At 62.8% G+C, this 18,865-nt stretch carries 17 protein-coding genes; 14 read left to right on the plus strand and 3 right to left on the minus strand.

Annotated features, from left to right (window positions below):
- Positions 1–100: 100 nt before the first annotated feature.
- Positions 101–397, minus strand: a complete 297-nt coding sequence (locus C2L71_RS01300) for a helix-turn-helix domain-containing protein (protein WP_157938912.1) — start codon at positions 395–397, stop codon at positions 101–103.
- A gap of 223 nt (positions 398–620) precedes the next feature.
- A complete protein-coding gene (locus C2L71_RS01305; protein ID WP_103263977.1) occupies positions 621–1,112 on the minus strand; it encodes a PaaI family thioesterase in 492 nt (163 codons plus the stop codon).
- Positions 1,113–1,380: 268 nt separating this feature from the next.
- Here C2L71_RS01305 and accB point away from each other — a divergent pair, with 268 nt between their 5' ends.
- From accB to C2L71_RS01340, 7 genes are all read left to right on the plus strand, one after another.
- Positions 1,381–3,264 (plus strand): acetyl-CoA carboxylase biotin carboxyl carrier protein, encoded by a 1,884-nt coding sequence (gene accB, locus C2L71_RS01310; RefSeq protein ID WP_103263978.1) that lies wholly within the window; start codon positions 1,381–1,383, stop codon positions 3,262–3,264.
- A complete protein-coding gene (gene accC, locus C2L71_RS01315) occupies positions 3,264–4,616 on the plus strand; it encodes an acetyl-CoA carboxylase biotin carboxylase subunit (RefSeq protein WP_103263979.1) in 1,353 nt (450 codons plus the stop codon). Before accB ends, accC begins: the two co-directional genes overlap by 1 nt.
- Entirely contained in the window at positions 4,613–4,960 is a 348-nt protein-coding gene (locus C2L71_RS01320; RefSeq protein WP_103263980.1) for an Asp23/Gls24 family envelope stress response protein, read from the plus strand. Before accC ends, C2L71_RS01320 begins: the two co-directional genes overlap by 4 nt.
- A gap of 21 nt (positions 4,961–4,981) precedes the next feature.
- On the plus strand, positions 4,982–5,452 hold the full coding sequence (nusB, locus tag C2L71_RS01325) for a transcription antitermination factor NusB (protein WP_103263981.1): 471 nt from the start codon (positions 4,982–4,984) through the stop codon (positions 5,450–5,452).
- Complete coding sequence (locus tag C2L71_RS01330; RefSeq protein ID WP_103263982.1) at positions 5,442–5,789, plus strand: exodeoxyribonuclease VII small subunit; 348 nt, start codon at positions 5,442–5,444, stop codon at positions 5,787–5,789. Before nusB ends, C2L71_RS01330 begins: the two co-directional genes overlap by 11 nt.
- 18 nt (positions 5,790–5,807) lie before the next feature.
- Entirely contained in the window at positions 5,808–7,700 is a 1,893-nt protein-coding gene (gene dxs / locus C2L71_RS01335; RefSeq protein WP_103263983.1) for a 1-deoxy-D-xylulose-5-phosphate synthase, read from the plus strand.
- 152 nt (positions 7,701–7,852) lie between these two features.
- Positions 7,853–8,905 (plus strand): inorganic phosphate transporter, encoded by a 1,053-nt coding sequence (locus C2L71_RS01340; protein WP_103263984.1) that lies wholly within the window; start codon positions 7,853–7,855, stop codon positions 8,903–8,905.
- 12 nt (positions 8,906–8,917) lie between these two features.
- Here the strand turns inward: C2L71_RS01340 and C2L71_RS01345 are convergent, their stop codons facing one another.
- A complete protein-coding gene (locus tag C2L71_RS01345; RefSeq protein WP_103263985.1) occupies positions 8,918–9,436 on the minus strand; it encodes a GNAT family N-acetyltransferase in 519 nt (172 codons plus the stop codon).
- Positions 9,437–9,678: 242 nt separating this feature from the next.
- On the opposite strand from C2L71_RS01345, the gene C2L71_RS01350 reads away from it, so the two are divergent.
- The 7 genes from C2L71_RS01350 (at position 9,679) to coaE (ending at position 18,826) form a co-directional block, all read left to right on the plus strand.
- Positions 9,679–10,953 (plus strand): ammonium transporter, encoded by a 1,275-nt coding sequence (locus C2L71_RS01350; protein WP_103263986.1) that lies wholly within the window; start codon positions 9,679–9,681, stop codon positions 10,951–10,953.
- A gap of 60 nt (positions 10,954–11,013) precedes the next feature.
- Positions 11,014–11,352, plus strand: a complete 339-nt coding sequence (locus tag C2L71_RS01355) for a P-II family nitrogen regulator (protein WP_103263987.1) — start codon at positions 11,014–11,016, stop codon at positions 11,350–11,352.
- A gap of 278 nt (positions 11,353–11,630) precedes the next feature.
- Positions 11,631–12,050, plus strand: coding sequence for a Fur family transcriptional regulator (locus C2L71_RS01360; protein ID WP_103263988.1), 420 nt, complete (start codon positions 11,631–11,633; stop codon positions 12,048–12,050).
- 99 nt (positions 12,051–12,149) lie between these two features.
- Positions 12,150–15,659: an EAL domain-containing protein gene (locus C2L71_RS01365; RefSeq protein WP_103263989.1), complete on the plus strand. Its 3,510-nt coding sequence runs from the start codon at positions 12,150–12,152 to the stop codon at positions 15,657–15,659.
- Between the two features lie 213 nt (positions 15,660–15,872).
- Positions 15,873–17,078: a 30S ribosomal protein S1 gene (gene rpsA / locus C2L71_RS01370; RefSeq protein ID WP_103263990.1), complete on the plus strand. Its 1,206-nt coding sequence runs from the start codon at positions 15,873–15,875 to the stop codon at positions 17,076–17,078.
- Between the two features lie 84 nt (positions 17,079–17,162).
- Entirely contained in the window at positions 17,163–18,230 is a 1,068-nt protein-coding gene (mnmA, locus tag C2L71_RS01375) for a tRNA 2-thiouridine(34) synthase MnmA (RefSeq protein WP_129588458.1), read from the plus strand.
- Entirely contained in the window at positions 18,227–18,826 is a 600-nt protein-coding gene (gene coaE, locus C2L71_RS01380) for a dephospho-CoA kinase (protein WP_103263991.1), read from the plus strand. Before mnmA ends, coaE begins: the two co-directional genes overlap by 4 nt.
- The last annotated feature ends 39 nt before the right edge of the window (positions 18,827–18,865 follow it).

Genomic DNA, 18,865 nt, shown 5'->3' on the forward strand with positions numbered 1-18,865 from the left:
TTTGTTCGCAGGCGATGCGTTCGGACAGGCCTGACCGCCAGGATACTCGGAAGGCTCGCGCCGAACGCGACGGCGCTTGCTTGAACCTCGCACGTTGGCGTTAAAGTCGAGCGTGGTCGATGGGGTTGGCGATTTGATAGTCGGATGGATCGAAGGCGCTGAGGTCGATGATGTCCTCGAGCCTGACGTTGAACGCATCGGCGAGCTTGACGATGTCTGAGAGCCGCGCCACCACCAGCCCCCGTTCGATGTCGCTGATGCGCGCATGCTTCGTACCGATCATGTAGCCGAGGCGCTCTTGGGTCAGGTTCTGGCTCTTGCGCAGGGCGCGGACGTTTTCGCCCAGCTTTCGCGCAAGCTTCTGCACGAGCGGATCCTCGTGCGCCATGCGTTCCATTTTGCTCTCCGCGCCCATGCTGTATAGCGTAACGGCGCGGATACGCAATGCTGTAACCGAGCGGATACAAACCGACGCTTTTCAATGGACGACCATGGCTATCCCGCGTGCCATGCTGTCCTATCGTGCCTAAGAATGTTCCGCCGTCACGGTCGATTCCCAATGTGAGGCTCCCGACGATGCGGATCGACGCGAACCGCCGCCCTGCGGCATCTTGCCAAGCTCAGTCGTCCAGGAACTTCGGAGGGAGAGGATCGAAGCCCATCTCGCGCACGGCCATGGAAATAGGCTGAAGCGTGGGGCTGAGATACTGCTTCGACAGGCAGTGCACGAGCAGCCGTCCCCGCTCGTCGCGCGCTTCCGCTTCGGTCAGGCAGATGGATCCGCCGCGTTTGACCACGCCGCCTTCGATGGTGACTACGCCCTCGCCGGACGAGGCGCGCAGGTTGTTGATGGTGAGGTCGAGCGTGATGAACCCGGCGTCTTCCTCGAGCTCGCAGTACAGCGCCCAGTAGGCGGCGCAGTCCACGAATGACGCATAGGCACCCCCATGAACGCCGCCGAATGCGTTTTGGTGCTTGCGGTCGAGATCGGCCACCGCTCGGCTGTAGCCCTCGCGCATCTCGACGAGCCTCGTGTTGATCAGCGCGAAGTACGGCGATTGGTTGACAAGCTCGATCACGCGCTCGACATGGTCGGGGTTGAGACGGCGCATGGGCATCCTCCTTCGTGGCAGCTAAATCGCTCTCATTGTAGAGCCGTACAGGTTGATTTGCTCCGGCCAAGGTTCCGCGTCCGTCCGAAACGAGGTTCTGCCTGCCGTTCGTATGTTCTGGCGCTTTTCGTCCTCCGACCTCCGTCCACCTGCTCCCATATGTTGCTTGTCGGTGAAATTCGCTCGGATCGATCAACCATCGCCCTCGTTCATCTATAATTCGTGTTTCGATCTTTGACTACTTGTAAACCGAAGGGGGTGTGAGTTCATGCCGAGGCTTCAGATCATGGATACCACCATCCGCGACGGCCAGCAAAGCCTGTGGGCCACGCGCATGCAGATAGGCGACATGCTGCCGATCCTGCCGAAAATGGACCGCGTTGGGTACTGGGCCATCGAGGCATGGGGCGGCGCAACGTTCGACACCTGCCTGCGCTTTCTCGACGAGAATCCTTGGGAGCGCCTGCGCTCCATCAAAGCACAGACGCCGAACACGCCGCTCGCCATGCTGTCCCGCGGGCAGAACCTGGTAGGGTACAAACACTATTCGCGCGAGATCTGCAACCGTTTCATCAAGGCGGCCAAGCGCAACGGCGTGCACGTTTTCCGGGTGTTCGACGCCCTCAACGACATCCGCAACGTCGTGGACAACGCCGAGGCCATCAAGGAATGCGGAGGCCACTTCGAAGGCGCCATCTCCTACACCATGTCTCCGGTCCACACGCTGGACAGCTACTTGGAATACGGCCAGAAGATGAAGGACCTGGGCGCCGACTCCATTGCCATCAAGGATATGGCCGGCATGCTGACGCCCTACCGCACCGAGCGCATGGTGAAGGCGTTCAACGCCGAGATCGGCCTGCCGCTGCACATCCACTGCCACTACGTGGGCGGCATGGCGCCCGCCAACATCATCAAGGCTGCCGAGGCCGGTGCCGCCATCGCGGACACGGCCCACGCGCCGCTCGCCTTCGGCAACTCGCACCCCGCGGTGGAGATGATCGTAGCCGCCCTCCAGGAGAGCCGCTACGACACGGGGCTCGACCTCGACTTGCTGTTCGAGATCGCCGAGTACTGGGAAGAGGTGCGCAAGCGCGGCCACTACAAGCGCGGCGTGTCCTCGCTCACGCACATGAAGGTGTACTCGCATCAGGTGCCTGGCGGCATGATGTCGAACCTGGTGTCCCAGCTGGAGATACAGAACGCCGGCGACCGCCTGCCCGAGGTCATGCAGGAGATCCCGAAGGTGCGTGCCGAGGTGGGCTACCCGCCGCTCGTCACGCCCATGTCGCAGATCGTGGGTACCCAGGCCGTGTTCAACGTGCTCACCGGCAAGCGCTGGAGCGTCGTGTCCAAGGAGATGAAGGACTACATCTGCGGCTACTACGGCAAGGCGCCGGGCCGCATGGACAAGGACATCGTAGCCAAGGTGGTGGGCAACTCCGAGATGCTGCCGCCCGACGTGGCCCCCGGCTCGCTCGTAACCACTACGTACTCCCAGGTGGAGGACGAGATCGGCGACCTCGCGAAGAGCGAGGAGGACGTGCTCATGTACGCCCTGTTCCCGAACGAGGCGCGCACGTACCTGAGCAAGCACCGCACATCGGAGAAGGTCGACTTCCTCATGGAGCAGGAGTCGAGCCATACCAAGGAGGACGATTACGTGGACATCAATCAGATTCGCGAGCTGGTTCGCGTCGCCGAGGAGAGCGGCGTCGGCGAGATCGTAGTCGAGGAGGAGGGCACGCGCATCGCCGTGCGCATGCCGGGCACGCTGTCGTCGGACGCTGTCGCCGCGGCCGCCCCCGTTGCCGCCATTGCGCCCGCGCCTGCCGCACCGGCTTCGGCCCCTGCAGCCGACGAACCCGATCGTCCGGCCAACTGGTATGCCGTTACCGCGCCCATGGTGGGTACGTTCTATACGTCCCCCGGACCCGGCGAGCCGCCGTTCGTGCAGGTGGGCGACGAAGTGGCCGCCAACCAGACGCTGTGTATCGTGGAAGCCATGAAGCTCATGAACGAGATAGCCGCCGAGGAGATGGGTACGGTGCGCGAGGTATGCCTCGAGGATGCTTCGCCCGTTGAGTTCGGCACGGTGCTGTTCTACATCGAGCCTCATGGTGCACCCGCCCCGGCGCCGGAGACGGCATAATGTTTAGCAAGATCCTGGTTGCCAACCGAGGCGAGGTGGCGCTGCGCGTCATGCGCGCGGCCAAGGAGTTGGGCGTGAAGACGGTTGCGGTCTACTCGACTGAGGATGCCGACACCTATCCCGTGCGCTATGCGGACGAGGCGGTGTGCATTGGGCCCGCTCAGGCAAACCAGAGCTACCTTGTCATGTCCAATATCATCGCGGCGGCAAAGACCACCGGCGCGGAAGCCGTCCATCCCGGTTACGGCTTCCTCGCGGAGAACGCCGCGTTCGCACGCGCCTGCGCCGACAACGACCTCGTGTTCATCGGGCCTAGCCCCGACTGCATCGAGCGCATGGGCGACAAGAGTATGGCCCGAGAGACCATGAAGGCTTGCGGTGTGCCGACGGTGCCCGGTTCCGACGGCTGCATCGATACGGCGTCCGAAGCCAAGGCGTTCGCCGACACGGTGGGCTATCCGGTGCTCATCAAGGCCACGGCGGGTGGCGGCGGCAAGGGCATGCGCGAGGTGCACGACCCGACCGACCTCGAGTCGCAATACCAAGCAGCGCGCACCGAGGCGGGCGCTGCATTTGGCAACGACGGCGTATACCTGGAGAAACTTGTGCTGCGCCCGCGTCATGTGGAGGTGCAGGTGCTCGCTGACGACTTTGGCAACAGCATCGCGCTCTGCGAGCGCGACTGCTCCGTGCAACGCCGTCATCAGAAGCTTATCGAGGAAGCGCCGTCCCCGGCCCTCGACGAGGAGTTGCGCCGTGCTATGGGCGTGGCCGCCATCAAGGCCGTCCGCGCGGTGGACTACCGCAATGCCGGCACCATCGAGTTCCTCCTCGATGAGCGCGGGCACTTCTACTTCATGGAGATGAACACGCGCGTGCAGGTGGAGCACCCGGTGACTGAGCAGATCACCGGTACCGACATCATCAAGGAGCAGCTGCGCATCGCCGCCGGCGAGCCCATGAGCTGCGCGGATCGCGCTCCGTTCACGCCCTTCGGCCACGCGATGGAGTTCCGCATCAATGCGGAGGACCCCGCGCACGGGTTCCGCCCGTGCCCCGGCACTATCACGAAGTTCGAGACTCCGGCGGGACCCGGCGTACGCGTGGAAAGCTATGTGCGCACGGGTTCGCGCATCTCGCCCTACTACGATTCTCTGGTGGCGAAGCTCGTGGTGTACGGCCAGGATCGCGACGAGGCGCTCGCGCGCGGCCGACGCGCGCTCGACGAGTTCGTGATCGAGGGCATCGCCACCACCATCTCGTTCCATCGCCGCGTACTCGACAATGCGGTGTTCTGCGCAGGCGAGGCCACAACCGATTTCATTGAAACCCAGATGGGAGATGTGCTATGACAGATTTGAACGTCGATGGTATGGCGCTTGCGCCTGGCGTCGTCGAAACGATCGTATCCATCGCCGTGGGCGAGGTGGAAGGCGTCGCCTCGGTCGGTTCCTCGGCGGCAGGCGGTTTGCGCTCGGTGTTCGCTGCCAAGCCGTCCACGCAGGGCATCGACATCACGGTGGACGACGAAGACAAGCTGCATGTGGCCATCCGCGTCGATGTGTACTATGGCTACGCGCTGCCCGACATTGCCGCCAAGCTGCGCCAGGCTGTTGCCGATGCGGTTTCCAGCCAGGTGGGCGCGCAGGTCGGCTCTGTTGACGTGTACATCGACGGCATGCAGTTCGCCCGCTAGGCGACGGCCGGAAAGACGCATATGACAGCTAAACGACACGAGCGCACGCGCGCTCGGCGCGCCGCGCTCCAGGTTCTATACACGAGCGAGATCACCGAGGCCTCGCCTACGGCCATCGCCGAGTCCGGCGAAGGCCGTCTTGCCGAGGACGGCCCGCTACCCGACTACGCCCTTACGCTCGTGCGCGGTATCGAAGCGCATCGATGCGCTATCGACGACCAGCTGGTCGTCACATCCGAGAATTGGTCGCTCGTTCGCATGCCCATCGTCGATCGATCCATTCTCCGCTTGGCTGCCTACGAGATGATGTATGTCGACGACGTGCCTGTGTCCGTGTCCATTAACGAAGCGGTCGAGCTGGCGAAGGATTTCGGCGGCGAAGATGAGTCTCCGCGGTTCGTGAACGGCGTGCTGGGGCGCATCGCGAAGCGTTTGGAGGACGCCGCGGCTGCTTCCGACTCCGAAGAAGGAGGCGAAGCGCGTGGCGTCTGATTCGTACGACACGTTCGAGGCTGTGAAAAGCCGGCTCGACGAGATCGTCGATGCGGTGAGCGATGATTCGTTGTCGCTTGACGAGGCCCTCGCCCTCTACGAAGAGGCGGTCGGGCTCGGCCTGCGCGCGGGCGATTTGCTGGAGGAGCGGATCGAGCTGCAGGACGCCGATGAAGAGATCGCAGACGATGCGGAAGCCCTTGGCGTTGATGCATGCGACTCCGGTCGAAAGACCGGTTCCGCTCAGTTCGACGATGCCGAGGGAGCGGCCGACGGGGCAGCGGCCGAGCCGGCGCTTGACGCCGGATACCAGACGGGCACGCCGGCTTCGGCGTAGCCCTGTAAAGGACGTCTCATGAACGATTCTCGTATTCTGGACATCGTGTCCTCGCCGGCCGATCTCAAACTGCTCGACGATGAGGAGCTCTCCATCCTCGCGCAGGAGATTCGGGAGGAGATCGTCACGGCGACCTCCCAGACGGGCGGGCATGTGGCCTCGTCTCTCGGCGCTGTGGAGATCATTCTGGCCGCCCATGCAGTGCTCGATTGCCCGCATGATAAGCTCGTGTTCGATGTGGGCCACCAGGCCTACGCTCACAAGCTCGTCACGGGTCGCCTGGACGAGTTCAGGACGCTGCGCACCTACGGCGGGCTGTCGGGTTTCCCCAAGCCGGGGGAAAGCCCCTACGACGTGCATCCGTCTGGTCATGCGTCGGACTCCCTCTCGGTGGCCCTCGGCCTTGCTAAGGCGCGCGACTTAACCGGAGACGACCAGCGGGTTGTAGCCATCATCGGCGATGCGGCGCTGTCGGGCGGGATGGCTTTCGAGGCGCTCAACCACATAGGCCAGGCGCAGACGCCGCTCGTCGTCATCCTCAACGACAATGAGATGTCCATATCGCGCAATGTGGGCGCGCTCATGAAGCATCTTGGGTACATGCGGGCGTCCACGCAGTACCGTCAGACGCGCGACTCCTTGCAGGAGGCGCTCGAGAGCAGCGGCGCCGTGGGCAACGCGCTCGCGAATTTCGGGCGCAACGTGAAGGAATCGATGAAACAGTTCATCATTCCGCGCTCGATGATTTTCGAGCAGCTGGGCATCCTGTGCACCGCCCCCATCGACGGCCACGACATCAAAGCGCTGCGGGAGACGTTGGCCGCCGTGCTCGAGACGGATGGGCCGGTGCTCATGCACGTGGTCACGCGCAAGGGCGCAGGCTACGAGCCGGCGGTTCGCAACCCCGAGAAGTTCCACGGCATCGCGCCGTTCGACATTGCGACAGGCGAAGTGAAAAAGAAGCCGTGCAGCGCGCCTTCGTACACGAGCGTGTTCGGCCGGGCTCTCGTGGAAGAGGCGCGTCGCGACGAGCGCATCGTCGCCATCACGGCTGCCATGAAGGACGGCACGGGCCTGAGTCCCTTTGCCGAAGAGTTCCCCGACCGTTTCGTCGACGCCGGCATTGCCGAGGAACATGCAGTGGGTATGGCCTCGGGGTTGGCTATCGGTGGCAGAAAGCCGGTTGTGGCCATCTATTCGACGTTTCTGCAGCGCGCCATCGACCAGATGGCCATCAACAATGCGCTGGCCGATCTCGATGTGGTGTTCGCCATCGATCGTGCGGGCGTCGTGGGGGAGGACGGTCCGACGCACCACGGCATGTACGATCTCGTGTACACGCGGATGGTGCCGAACATGCGCGTGCTCGCGCCGTCCGACGAGGCCGAGCTCGTGCACGCGCTGCACACGGCACTCGCGCTCGGAGGACCCTTCGCCATCCGCTACCCGCGCGGAGCGGCCGAAGGTGTTCCGCTCCCTGAGCAGCCGCGCGTGCTGGAGGAGGGCAAGGCCCGCGTCATGCGCGAAGGAGACGATGCGGCTATTCTCGCGTTCGGGCGGATGGTGCCCCGGGCGCTCGGCGCGGCGGAGCTTCTAGCCGAACGCGGCATCGAGGCGCGTGTCGTGGACATGCGGTGGGCCAAGCCTCTCGATGCTCACGAGATTGCGCGTGCTGCGCAGACGAAGCTACTCGTCACGGTCGAAGGCGGCGTCATCGAAGGCGGCGTGGGCGAAGGCGTGCTCGGAGAGCTGGCGCGTCAGGGACTTTCAGCCCCCGCGTTGACGCTCGGCATTCCCGACCGCTTCGTTCCCCAAGGCAAGTCGGATGATCTTCTGTGTGACTTGGGCCTCGATGCTGAAGGCATCGCTGCTTCCGTGGAGCGTCGCCTCGCTTCGTCCAATCCATTCTGAGCGGCTCACTTTACCAAAACTTGATCTTGCCGTTGCCTGGTTCTGACAGAGTCCGCGTATCATAGACGCGTTTGCTCCGTCATGTCTGCGAGGGGCGGGAATGTACGCGGTCGCGATCGGCCGACATCTTCCTGCGACGAAAGGGCTCCTGCATGAACTACGATCTCGGAACGGTCGCCGCCGCGTTATCGGGCGATCCGATCCTCGCGCTCATCATCGTGCTCACGCTGGGCGCCACCGTGGTGAACGGGGCGACCGACGCGCCCAACGCCATCGCCACCGTCGTGGGCACGAAGGCCATGAAGCCCACGCCCGCCATCGCCATGGCGGCCGTGTGCAACTTCGTCGGCCTTGCCGGCATCACCATGGTCTCGTCGGCCGTTGCCGCCACCATCTTCAAAATGGTTGACTTCGGCGGCGACAACCACGCCGCCCTCGTCGCGTTGGCGGCAGCCATGGTGGCCATCATCGTATGGGGCGTGGCGGCATGGTACTTCGGCATACCCACGTCGCAGAGCCATTCGCTCATTGCTGGCATCACCGGCGCGGCCATCGCCCTGCAGGGGGGCCTGGGCGGCGTGAATGGTGGCGAGTGGATGAAGGTGGTATATGGCCTGGTCATTTCTACGGTGCTTGGGTTCGGCACCGGATGGCTGTTCACACGCCTCATAAAGAAGGCGTGCCGGGGCGCCGAGCGCTCCAAGGCGAACTCGTTCTTCAAGTGGGCGCAGATCGTGTCGGGCGCCGGCGTGGCCGTGCTGCACGGCGCGCAGGACGGCCAGAAGTTCCTCTCGCTGTGCATGCTGGGCATCATGCTAGCCATGAGCGGCCAGTCGGGCGGTGACGTGTCGTTCCCGTTCTGGCTCATCATCATGGTGTCGGCCGTCATGGCGCTGGGCACCGCCGTGGGCGGCAAGAAGATCATTAAGTCCGTGGGCATGAACATGGTGAAGATGGAGCAGTACCAGGGCTTCGCCGCCTGCCTGTCCGCCTGCTTCTGCATCGGCCTGGCCACGTTCACGGGCCTGCCGGTGTCCACCACGCATACCAAGACCACCGCCATCATGGGCGTGGGCGCCGAGAAGAGCCTGCGCAACGTGAAATGGGGCCTTGCCGGCCGCATGGTGGGCACCTGGGTGCTCACGTTTCCCGGCTGCGGCCTGCTGGCGTTTGCGTTCACGCACCTGTTCCTGATGTTCTTCTAGGAGGCGTGCCGATCAGACCTCGTTCGCCCGCTTTTCCATGATGTAGTCGTCCATGACGAAGCCCTGTCCAATGTCGGTCTCCACCGAGTCGATGGTTTCGAAACCCTTGGCCAGATAGGCTCGGATGGCCAGATCGTTGTGCTTGTTCACGGTCAGGTACATGGCCGTGAGGCCGCGGGTGCGGCACAGGTCCTCATAGAAGCGGATGGTCTGACCGGCGAATCCGCGTCCGCGCTCCTCGGCGCGCAGGTAGATTTTTGAGATGAAGAAGCGGTTAGTCGCAGACTCGACATGTCCGCCCGTGTACCCCACGATGCGGTCGTCGTCTGCTGCGCGCAAAAACCAGTACTCGTAGGCGTGCTCGGCTATATCGCGCTCGATAGCCGAAAGGCTCTGGAACTGCTCCACCATGTAGTCGGTCTGCGCCTCGCCGATAAGAGCGGGCCAGTATTCATGCCAGATTTCGCTGGCGAGCGCTGCCAGCGCGGTGCGGTCCTCGGACGTCTTTACAGGAATGAACTCAATGGTCATACGGTAGTCCTTTCGTGCGGGGGATCGTTCGATACTGTACCGCACATCGATGATCGTTTCGAGAAGAGACGCCTTCACATTCACCTCGCGGGTTTTCTGCTGGTAAGGCGGATGTTTCCCGCATGTTAAAAGTCCTTTCCAAGCGCGTAAACACTGGTCGATCACGCGGATCGTCCGTTGGAAGGGTGCGATCATCGGTTGCGAGCACAGGAAGAAATCGTATCGAAGGAGGTAGATGCAGTATGTTCGACACAGGATCGACGGGCTTCATGATCGTTTGCGCGATGCTTGTCCTGCTGATGACGCCGGGTCTGGCGTTCTTTTACGGGGGCTTGGGCCGCCGCAAGAACGTCGTGAACACGATGGTCATGTCGTTTGCGGTGCTCGGCATCGTCGGCATCACGTGGACGGTGTGCGGCTGGTCGTTCGCGTACGGTGGCGATGGCTCGATTCCGTTCTTCGGGGGCTTCGATCAGATCGGCCTGCAAGGGCTCGTGGCCAACATCACGAGCGAGGCGCCCGAAGCGCTGAGTCACGACGCGTATCCCACGATGGCCGACGTGGTGTTTCAGTTGGCGTTCTGCATGATCACCACGGCCATCATCACGGGCGCGGTGGCCGGTCGCGTGAAGTTCGGCGCGGTGTGCGCGTTCGTGGCCGTGTGGACCGTGGTGGTGTACCCGCCGCTCGCGCACATGGTGTGGGGCGGCGAGGGCAGCCTCGTGGGCGACACCATCGGGGCGCTCGACTTCGCGGGCGGCGACGTGGTGCACATCTCGTCCGGCCTCACGGGTCTCATCCTTTGCCTGATCGCCGGCAAGCGGCGCGGGTTCGGCCTGGTGAGCTACCGTCCCCACAACGTGCCGTTCGTCGCGTTGGGCGCCACGCTTTTGTGGTTCGGTTGGTTCGGCTTCAACGCGGGCTCCGAGTTCGCTCCCGACGGTGTAGCGGCGCTTGCGCTGGTGAACACCGTGGTGGCGTCGGGCGCGGCGCTCGTGTCGTGGATGCTCATCGAGCGCGTGCGTGCGGGCAAGCCCACGCTCGTGGGCGCGGCGACGGGGCTGGTGGCGGGTCTTGTGGTCATCACGCCGGCGGCGGGCTTCGTGGAGCCGTGGGCCGCGGTGGTCATGGGCCTCATCGTGTCGCCCGTGTGCTACGTCGCCGTGTCGTTCCTCAAGCGGAAGCTCGGCTACGACGACGCGCTCGACGCGTTCGGCATCCATGCGGTCGGCGGCGTCACAGGAGGCGTCCTCACCGGCCTGTTCTGCGTGCCCGAGCTCTCGTGGACCGACTTCGGCGGCCTGTTCTACACGGGCGATCCCACGCTGTTAGGTGCGCAGGTGCTCGGCATCCTCGTGACGGTCGTGTTCGTGGGCGTGCTCGACGTGGTGCTGGGCTTCATCATCAAGGCGTGCTTCAGGGGCAGCTTGCGCGTGAGCGAGGCCGAGGAAGCGCAGGGCCTCGACGTGGCCACCCACGGCGAGAGCGCCTACCCAGCCTACGTGGGCCTCGACTGACGACGATTGCTGTCGAGGTGTCGCCCGGGCGGCACCTCGACTAACGGAAGGAGCACTGTTATGAAGAAGATCACGGCCATCGTGCGGCCCGAGAAGCTTGAGCCGCTCAAGGAGGCGCTGTTCGCTGCGCAGGTGTCGGGCATGACCATCTCACAGGTGCAGGGCTGCGGCAAGCAACACGGGTGGAAGGAATACTACCGCGGCACCGAGGTCATGTTGAACACGATTCCCAAGGTGAAGTTCGAGCTCGTGGTGGACGACGCGGAGGCGGGCCCGCTCGTCGACCTCATCCGCGCCACGGCGCGCACCGGCGAGGTGGGGGACGGAAAGATATTTGTCTTCCCGGTGGACGAGGTCATCCGCATCCGTACCGGCGAGACGGGGGAAGCTGCGGTGTAGAATGGTCTTGGCGGAAACCGCCATGCAGAGTCGTCAGAGCTGCTGCGTGCGAGGTTCGGTTGACGAGGTCTCGCACGCACGGCTCTGTCCCTCGCGCAAGAGGGGTTCTGCGGTAGCCGATCGCGTGAAGACGGTTTGCTGTGCGATCGGACAAGCGGAAGGATGTGTGGATTCCGCGGCGCGCAGGACTTGGTTGCAGGGGGTGTTTCGTGTCTGACGCTAATGATATACAATACTATTTGGTTTGCAGTACAGTTAGTGTCAGGATAGGATGCGACATGGCGACCACGGCGAAGCAGGACCGCGCGGCGACGCGCAACACCATACAGCGGACGCTCGTTCTGGAGGCAGTGCGATCATTGCACAACCATCCAACGTCGGCCGACGTATACGACGTCGTGCGCGAGCGCCATCCGAACATATCGCGTGCGACGGTGTACCGCAACCTCGGGGTGCTAGCGCAGAGGGGCGAGGTGCTTCGTGTCGAAGTGCCCAACGGCGCCGATCGCTACGATTTCCACAACAAGCCGCATTACCATGCGAAGTGCCGCGTGTGCGGCGGCGTGTACGACATCGATATGCCCTACCAACACGACATCGCGTCGCATGTTTCCGACGCTCACGGCTTCACCATCGAGCACCACGAGATCATCTTCGAAGGCGTATGCGCACGCTGTAAGAAAAGCGCTGAGAACTAGGGGTTCAACCCGTTTCGATACCGAGGAACCGCGGTAGCAAACGCTGAAAGAAAAAGCTACTATAGACGAAAGCGGCGTTCGCCGAATGAGTCGATTGAGATGGCGAGGTACCGCGTGTTCGAATACATGGATGATATATCCGAGATCGTATACGTTGCCGATATTGAGACTCACGAGCTGCTGTACCTCAACGACTCCGGGCGTCGCCTGTTCGGCGTGGAGGATATCGCGGGGCGCACATGCCACGCAGTGCTGCAGGGATCCAACACTCCGTGTTGTTTCTGCACGAACACCCGGCTCCGGCACGAGGAGAACTACACGTGGGAGCGTATCAACCCGCTGACGAACCATCGCTACCTGCTGAAAGATCGACTCATCGATTGGCAGGGTCGCACGGCGCGGCTCGAAGTCGCGTTCGACATGACGGCAAGCTCGAACGGGCAGGCCGATTTCCGCATTGCGCTCGATGCCGAGAGCATGGTGCTGCAGTGTGCTCGCGATCTGAATGCGGCGCACGAACTTGCCAGCGCGACGGACGGCATGTTGCGCCGGTTGGGGGCTTTTCTGCGTGCCGATCGTGCGCACATGTTCGGCGTGCGGGGCGACCGCATTTTCGGCGTGCGCGAGTGGTGTGCGATCGGAGGGCCTTCTCGCTTGCGCAACCTCGAAACCATCAAGGAAGCTACGCTTCGCAGATGGGAGCGCTTCTTCTCGCGAGGCGAATGCGTGGTGATCGACGATATCGAAGAGCTCCGTGAAGCTCAGCCCGTCGAGTACGCGTTCCTGAAAGACCACGGTATCGATGCGGTGGCGGCCGTTGCGTTGGGGCGGTTGAGCGGGGTCTCGGGGTTTCTTGTGATCGAGAACCCGCAGAAAAGCCTCATCAAGAACACCCGATCTTCGCTGCAAACGCTCTGCTACTTCTACATGAGCACGGTGCACCGCATCGAGAACGAGAAGAAGCTCACCCTGCTGAGCTTTCACGATGCGCTGACCGGACTGTACAACCGCAACCGCTATATGAGCGATATCGCTTTCCTCGGCGCGCGCGAAGGCTCGCTCGGTGTTGTGTTCATGGATGTCAACGACCTCAAACTGGTGAACGACCGCTACGGTCACGGGCGCGGAGACGAGGCCTTGCGCATTTGCGCGGCGAAGATGAGGGCGGCGCTTGGCGGAGCCGACCTGTACCGCATTGGGGGCGACGAGTTCGTGGCGCTCGCTGTCGATGTCGAGGAGGATGTGTTCGTCGCTATGGTGGACCGCCTCGAGCAGACACTGAAGGTCGAGGAAGGCGAAGCGGGCCTCTTCGTCTCGGTGGGTGCGAGATGGTCGCCGGACTGCAGCAGTGTGGAGGCGTTGTTGACCGCAGCCGATCAGGATATGTACGAGAAGAAGCGCTCGTTCCATGCCGAACGAGCGCTGGCGAACGCGCTGCCTTACGAAGACGCGGATCGGTTGGGGCGCGAAGCGCTTGAGGACGATATCGTGCGCGCGCGGGAGAGCGCGTTGTTGCGCGAGTACAACATGTTGATGAGCGCGCTGCATGTCTCGGTGAGCAAGCATCTGTTCACCGAGCGGTTCGAGGTGGTGTGGGCGAACGACTACTACTACGCCATGACCGGGTACACGCGTGAGGAGTACGAGGACCTGTTCGACAACTGCTGCGCCGCGTATTTCGCGAGCGAGCCCGACGAGTACACCGCCTTGAGCAAGGCGGTCGTGGAAGCGTACGAGGCGGGGGAACCGGGTTACGAGCTTCTCATGCACATGCCCTGCAAAGGAGGCGTGTACACGTGGATTCGCGTGGTAGGCATGTTCACGAACGAGATTATCGACGGCGCGCCGGTCATCTACGCCACGTTTGTGAACGTTGACGACGTGGTGCAGATGGAACGCGAGCGCTCCATAACCTATGACAACATTCCCGGGTTCGTGGCGCGTTATCGCGTGGCGCGAGACGGGCTCATGCTGCTGTACGGCAACAAGCGATTCGTCGATTTCTTCGGCCCGATCGGCGACGTTTCGTCAAACTCGCTGCTGCAAGAGAATCTCCAGATCAACGACGCGGTAATTGGCGCTCAATACGAGCGTATGCGCAACGGCGAGCCCGTATCGTTCGATGCGGAGGCGTTGAGCGTTCAAGGGAATCGCGCCGCATTCAAGATTTACGCCGAATGCGTCAACCGCATCGAAGGCGATCCGGTGTACCTCGTGCTGTATCTCGACATGACGGAGATTGTCGAGCAGCGGCACTTGACGGAACGGGCGATGGCCCAGCTGCGGGAGCTCGCATACGTGGATCCAGTGACCGGCGGGCGGAATCGCGTGAGCTTCGAGTCGGATGCGACCTCCGTGCTGAAAAGTGCATCTGAGGGCGCGTACGCGTTCGTCTCCCTCGATGTCGACAAGTTCAAGGTGATCAACGATCAATTCGGGCTTGAGCAGGGCGATGCGGTGCTCAAGGTGCTGTACGACAGCATCGCGGGGCAGCTCGACGCGGGCGAGTTCGTCGGGCGCATTTCCGCCGATCTGTTCAACCTGCTGCTCAAGACGAACGCTTCCCAGCGCCTCGAAGCGCGACTCGAGGAGATGATCGCCGAGGCGAATCGCGCGCTCGTGTTCGACGGCGTGAACACCTACCTGCTGACCGCCACCGCAGGCGTGTACGTGGTGGACGATCCTGCGCTGCCGATGATCCGCATTCGCGATCGCGCGAACGTGGCGCGCAAGAAAGCCGGCGCGCGGCGCGCGGGACGCCTGTGCTCGTGTCGTCTGTACAGCAACGAGGACCGCGTGCGCCTTGCGAACGAGAAGGATATCGAGAATCGTATGCGCGAAGCGCTCGGGGCGGGCGAGTTCGTCGTGCACCTTCAGCCGAAGCTCGATCTGCGCAGCGGCAAGGTGGTGGGCGCCGAGGCACTCGTGCGATGGCAGGATCCTTCGAAGGGCCTTGTACCGCCAAACGACTTCATTCCGCTCTTCGAGCGCAACGGATTCGTCGTTGACCTCGATCTGCACGTGTTCGAACAGGTGTGCGGGTTGCAGCGCGCGTGGGCCGATGCCGGCATGCGACCGATTCCCGTGTCGGTGAACCTGTCGCGCATGCATCTGCGCGATCCGCGCTTTCTCGATCGGTTCGAAGCCATCCGCATCGCCCATGGCGTTCCTGCTGCGCTCATCGAGTTCGAGCTCACCGAGACGCTCGTGTTCGAGGACCCACAGATGCTGTCCGGCGTTATTGATCGCATCCATCAAGCGGGATACACCTGTTCCATGGACGATTTCGGCAGCGGGTACTCGTCGCTCAACGTGCTGAAGAACCTTGAGGTGGACGTGCTCAAGCTCGACCGGGTGTTCTTCGACGCGTCGGAGGCGGGTGATGCGCGCGCAACCGACATCATCGCCGTCGTCATTGAGCTGGCGAAGCGCCTTGGCATGAAGACGGTTGCCGAGGGCGTGGAGACCGAGGCGCAGCGTCGCTTTCTCGCCGAAGAGGGATGCGACATGATCCAGGGTTTCCTGTTCTCTCGGCCGGTGCCGCCGGACGAATTCGAACACCGAGCATTCGGCCGATCATGCGATGACGCACGGTCGGAATTATCGTGAGGGTTCGTTAAAAAGAGTGCGGAGCTCTGGTACCTCTGTGCTATACTACTATGGCTTATAACGCACAAGCTGTAAGCGCATTGTAATGTAGGCCCCCGAGACATGTTTGTTACGCCGCTGCACGGGCAAGTTTCTTGCACAAGCGAACATGGTGAAGTAGCAAGTAATCATGACGAAGGGTCCCCGATTGGTAGGAATTGAAAGGGGTCCGTTTTGACCGACATCAAAAACACGTCCGTCATCGACTTCGAAGACATCTCCGACGCTCAAATGAACGAGATGATCGACGGTACGCTGACCGATTTCGACGAGGGCGATCTCGTCGACGGCACGGTCGTCAAGATCGAGCACGACGAGGTGCTCGTGGACATCGGCTTCAAGAGCGAGGGCGTCATCCCCTCCCGCGAGCTGTCCATCCGCAAGGACGCTGATCCGTCCGACATCGTGAACCTGGGCGACGAGATTGAAGCTCTCGTGCTCCAGAAGGAGGACAAGGACGGTCGTCTAATCCTGTCCAAGAAGCGTGCCGAGTACGAGCGTGCTTGGATTCGCGTCGAAGAGAAGTTCAAGGCCGGCGAAGTGGTCACGGGCGAGGTTATCGAAGTCGTCAAGGGCGGCCTCATCCTCGACATCGGTCTGCGCGGCTTCCTGCCGGCGTCGCTGGTCGACCTCCGTCGCGTCAAGGACCTCGACATGTACTTGGGCACCGAGATCGAAGCTCGCGTCATCGAGATGGACCGCAACCGCAACAACGTCGTGCTGTCCCGTCGCGTGCTGCTCGAGGAAGGCCGCAAGAACGAGCGCGCCGAGATCCTCGCGAAGCTTTCCAAGGGCATGCGCCTCAAGGGAACCGTTTCCTCGATCGTCGACTTCGGCGCGTTCGTCGACCTCGGCGGCATCGACGGCCTGGTGCATATCTCCGAGCTGTCGTGGAACCATGTCAATCATCCCTCCGAGGTCGTCAAGGTGGGCGACGAGGTGGAGGTCGAGGTCTTGGACGTCGACTTGCAGCGCGAGCGCATCTCGCTCGGCCTCAAGCAGACGACGGAGGATCCGTGGATCAAGCTCGTCGAGAGCTACCCGGTGGGCACCATCGTCGACGGCAAGGTGACGAAGATTGTGCCGTTCGGCGCGTTCATCGAGCTCGGCCAGTCCATCGAGGGCCTCGTGCACATTTCCGAGATGGCCATGCGCCACATCGACACCCCGGCCCAGGTCGTCAAGGCCGGCGACGAGGTGAAGGTGAAGGTCATGGAGATCAACCCGGATCGTCGTCGCATCTCCCTGTCCATGAAGGCCGCCGCGGCTGAGCTGGGCTACGAGATCGAGGTCGACGAGACCATCCAGGCTGAGGAGCGTCCGGCCAAGAAGAAGGCCGAGAAGAAGGAAGTTCCTGCCGAGGAGGCCGCAGCGGAATAGCACGCATCTGCTTAGTTTAGATTGTTCGATTGGCGGGGCCGATGCGTAAGCGTCGGCCCCGTTTTCTCCAGGAGGAGGAATCGGGTGTCTCAAAGGCGCAGCGTCGGGCGTATCGCGCTCGGCATGAGCGGGGGCGTCGACAGTGCGGTTTCGGCTGCGCTGCTGCTTCGTGCCGGATACGAGGTGATCGGCGTCACGTGCCGGTTCCGAGACGACGCGGCGAACGCGCAGGCAGCGGCTGATGCGGCAGCGGTCTGCGCGCACCTGGGCATCGAGCATATAGAGCGCGATTGCGTCGAGATGTTTGAGCGCGTCGTGATCTGCCCGTTCGTCTCGGCCTACGTTGAAGGCCTCACGCCGAGTCCTTGCGTGGGCTGCAACGCGCTGTGCAAGGTGCCCGCTCTCCTGGAAGCGGGCGATGCGTGCGGATGCGATCGCGTGGCTACGGGGCATTACGCGCGCATTGTGCGCATGCGGGCGAGTGGCCGCTTCGCTGTGAAGACGGCGCTCGACATACGCAAGGACCAAAGCTACATGCTCGCTCTGCTCTCGCAGGATCAGCTTGCGCGCCTCGTGTTGCCGCTCGGCGGCACGACGAAGGTGGACGTGCGCTTGACGGCGGCTGATCTGGATCTACCAGTGGCCGAGAAGCCCGAGAGCCAGGATGTGTGCTTCGTTGAGGGCGACTATCGGGATTTTCTCCGCGAGCGAGGCGTCGTGGATGCGCCGGGCGCTATCGTGGATCGTACGGGGCGGGAGCTTGGCCGACACGGGGGACTTGCGAATTATACGGTCGGGCAACGCAAAGGCATCGGCGTGGCGGCGGAGGAGCCGTACTATGTGGTGGGCAAGCATGTCGAAACGGGAGAGCTTGTGGTCGGTTTTGCCGAAGATGCGCAGATCGGCGCAGTACGCGTGCGCGGGCTGCAGTGGCAAGCCGTTAGTCGTCCTCCTGAGCCGCGCGCAGCGTTCGTGAAACTGCGGTACCGCAGCCGAGCGGTTCCGTGTATCATTAAACCGGAAGGTTCGTGCGGCGCGCGCATCGCGCTGAGAAGCCCGCAGCCAACAACGGCGCCGGGGCAGTATGCGGTCCTCTACGAGGGTGACACGGTGCTCGGAGGCGGCATGATCGAGGAGGTAGAGCAAGCATGAGGAAGCTGTTCATCATCGGCGGTATGGGCGCGGGCAAGTCGACGGCGCGCAAGACGCTGGTAGACCAGGGCCTGCCTTTCATCGACCTCGACAAGGTCGGCCACGATATCCTTCTGTGGGATACGGTTAAAAGCGACTTGGTGGAAGCGTTCGGGGAGGATATCATCGGTTCCGACGGTGAGATCGATCGCGGCGCTCTTGCTCGCAAGGCCTTCGTCAGCCCGGCAGATACACGCAAGCTCAATCGCCTCACCATGCCCCGTATTGAGGAGTCGTTCACCGACCGTCTGAAGGATCTGGAGAACGAGGGCCACAAGGCCGTGGTTGTCGAATACTCCGTGTTCAAGAACCGCCAGACATCGATCGCCTACGATGCTGACGTGGTTATCGCGGTGCTTGCTCCGCTCGACATGCGCATTGAGCGCGCGGTCAAGAGCGGCTGGGACGAGGACGACGTGCGTCGCCGTATTGCCCGCCAGATCACCGATGCCGAGCGCATTGAGGCAGCCGACGTGGTATTCAACAACGACGGCACCCCCGAGGAGATGCGCAACAAGGTGCTAGCCTGGTGGAGCGAGTACTCGAAGGATCTGTAAAGCGAACGAAGCCCGGCAATCGGGCTTCGTTTTCTCGGG

Origin of the sequence: Enteroscipio rubneri (genome assembly GCF_002899715.1) — a bacterium.
Lineage (GTDB): Bacteria > Actinomycetota > Coriobacteriia > Coriobacteriales > Eggerthellaceae > Enteroscipio > Enteroscipio rubneri.

Bases quoted from the DNA above. Each gene is read 5' to 3' on its own strand.
- C2L71_RS01365 (WP_103263989.1), top strand. From the start codon at position 12,150: ATGGCGAGGTACCGCGTGTTCGAATACATGGATGATATATCCGAGATC.
- C2L71_RS01345 (WP_103263985.1), bottom strand. From the start codon at position 9,436: ATGACCATTGAGTTCATTCCTGTAAAGACGTCCGAGGACCGCACCGCG.
- accB (WP_103263978.1), top strand. From the start codon at position 1,381: ATGCCGAGGCTTCAGATCATGGATACCACCATCCGCGACGGCCAGCAA.
- C2L71_RS01305 (WP_103263977.1), bottom strand. From the start codon at position 1,112: ATGCGCCGTCTCAACCCCGACCATGTCGAGCGCGTGATCGAGCTTGTC.
- C2L71_RS01320 (WP_103263980.1), top strand. From the start codon at position 4,613: ATGACAGATTTGAACGTCGATGGTATGGCGCTTGCGCCTGGCGTCGTC.
- C2L71_RS01300 (WP_157938912.1), bottom strand. From the start codon at position 397: ATGGAACGCATGGCGCACGAGGATCCGCTCGTGCAGAAGCTTGCGCGA.
- C2L71_RS01360 (WP_103263988.1), top strand. From the start codon at position 11,631: ATGGCGACCACGGCGAAGCAGGACCGCGCGGCGACGCGCAACACCATA.
- nusB (WP_103263981.1), top strand. From the start codon at position 4,982: ATGACAGCTAAACGACACGAGCGCACGCGCGCTCGGCGCGCCGCGCTC.
- dxs (WP_103263983.1), top strand. From the start codon at position 5,808: ATGAACGATTCTCGTATTCTGGACATCGTGTCCTCGCCGGCCGATCTC.
- coaE (WP_103263991.1), top strand. From the start codon at position 18,227: ATGAGGAAGCTGTTCATCATCGGCGGTATGGGCGCGGGCAAGTCGACG.
- C2L71_RS01350 (WP_103263986.1), top strand. From the start codon at position 9,679: ATGTTCGACACAGGATCGACGGGCTTCATGATCGTTTGCGCGATGCTT.
- C2L71_RS01340 (WP_103263984.1), top strand. From the start codon at position 7,853: ATGAACTACGATCTCGGAACGGTCGCCGCCGCGTTATCGGGCGATCCG.
- accC (WP_103263979.1), top strand. From the start codon at position 3,264: ATGTTTAGCAAGATCCTGGTTGCCAACCGAGGCGAGGTGGCGCTGCGC.
- C2L71_RS01355 (WP_103263987.1), top strand. From the start codon at position 11,014: ATGAAGAAGATCACGGCCATCGTGCGGCCCGAGAAGCTTGAGCCGCTC.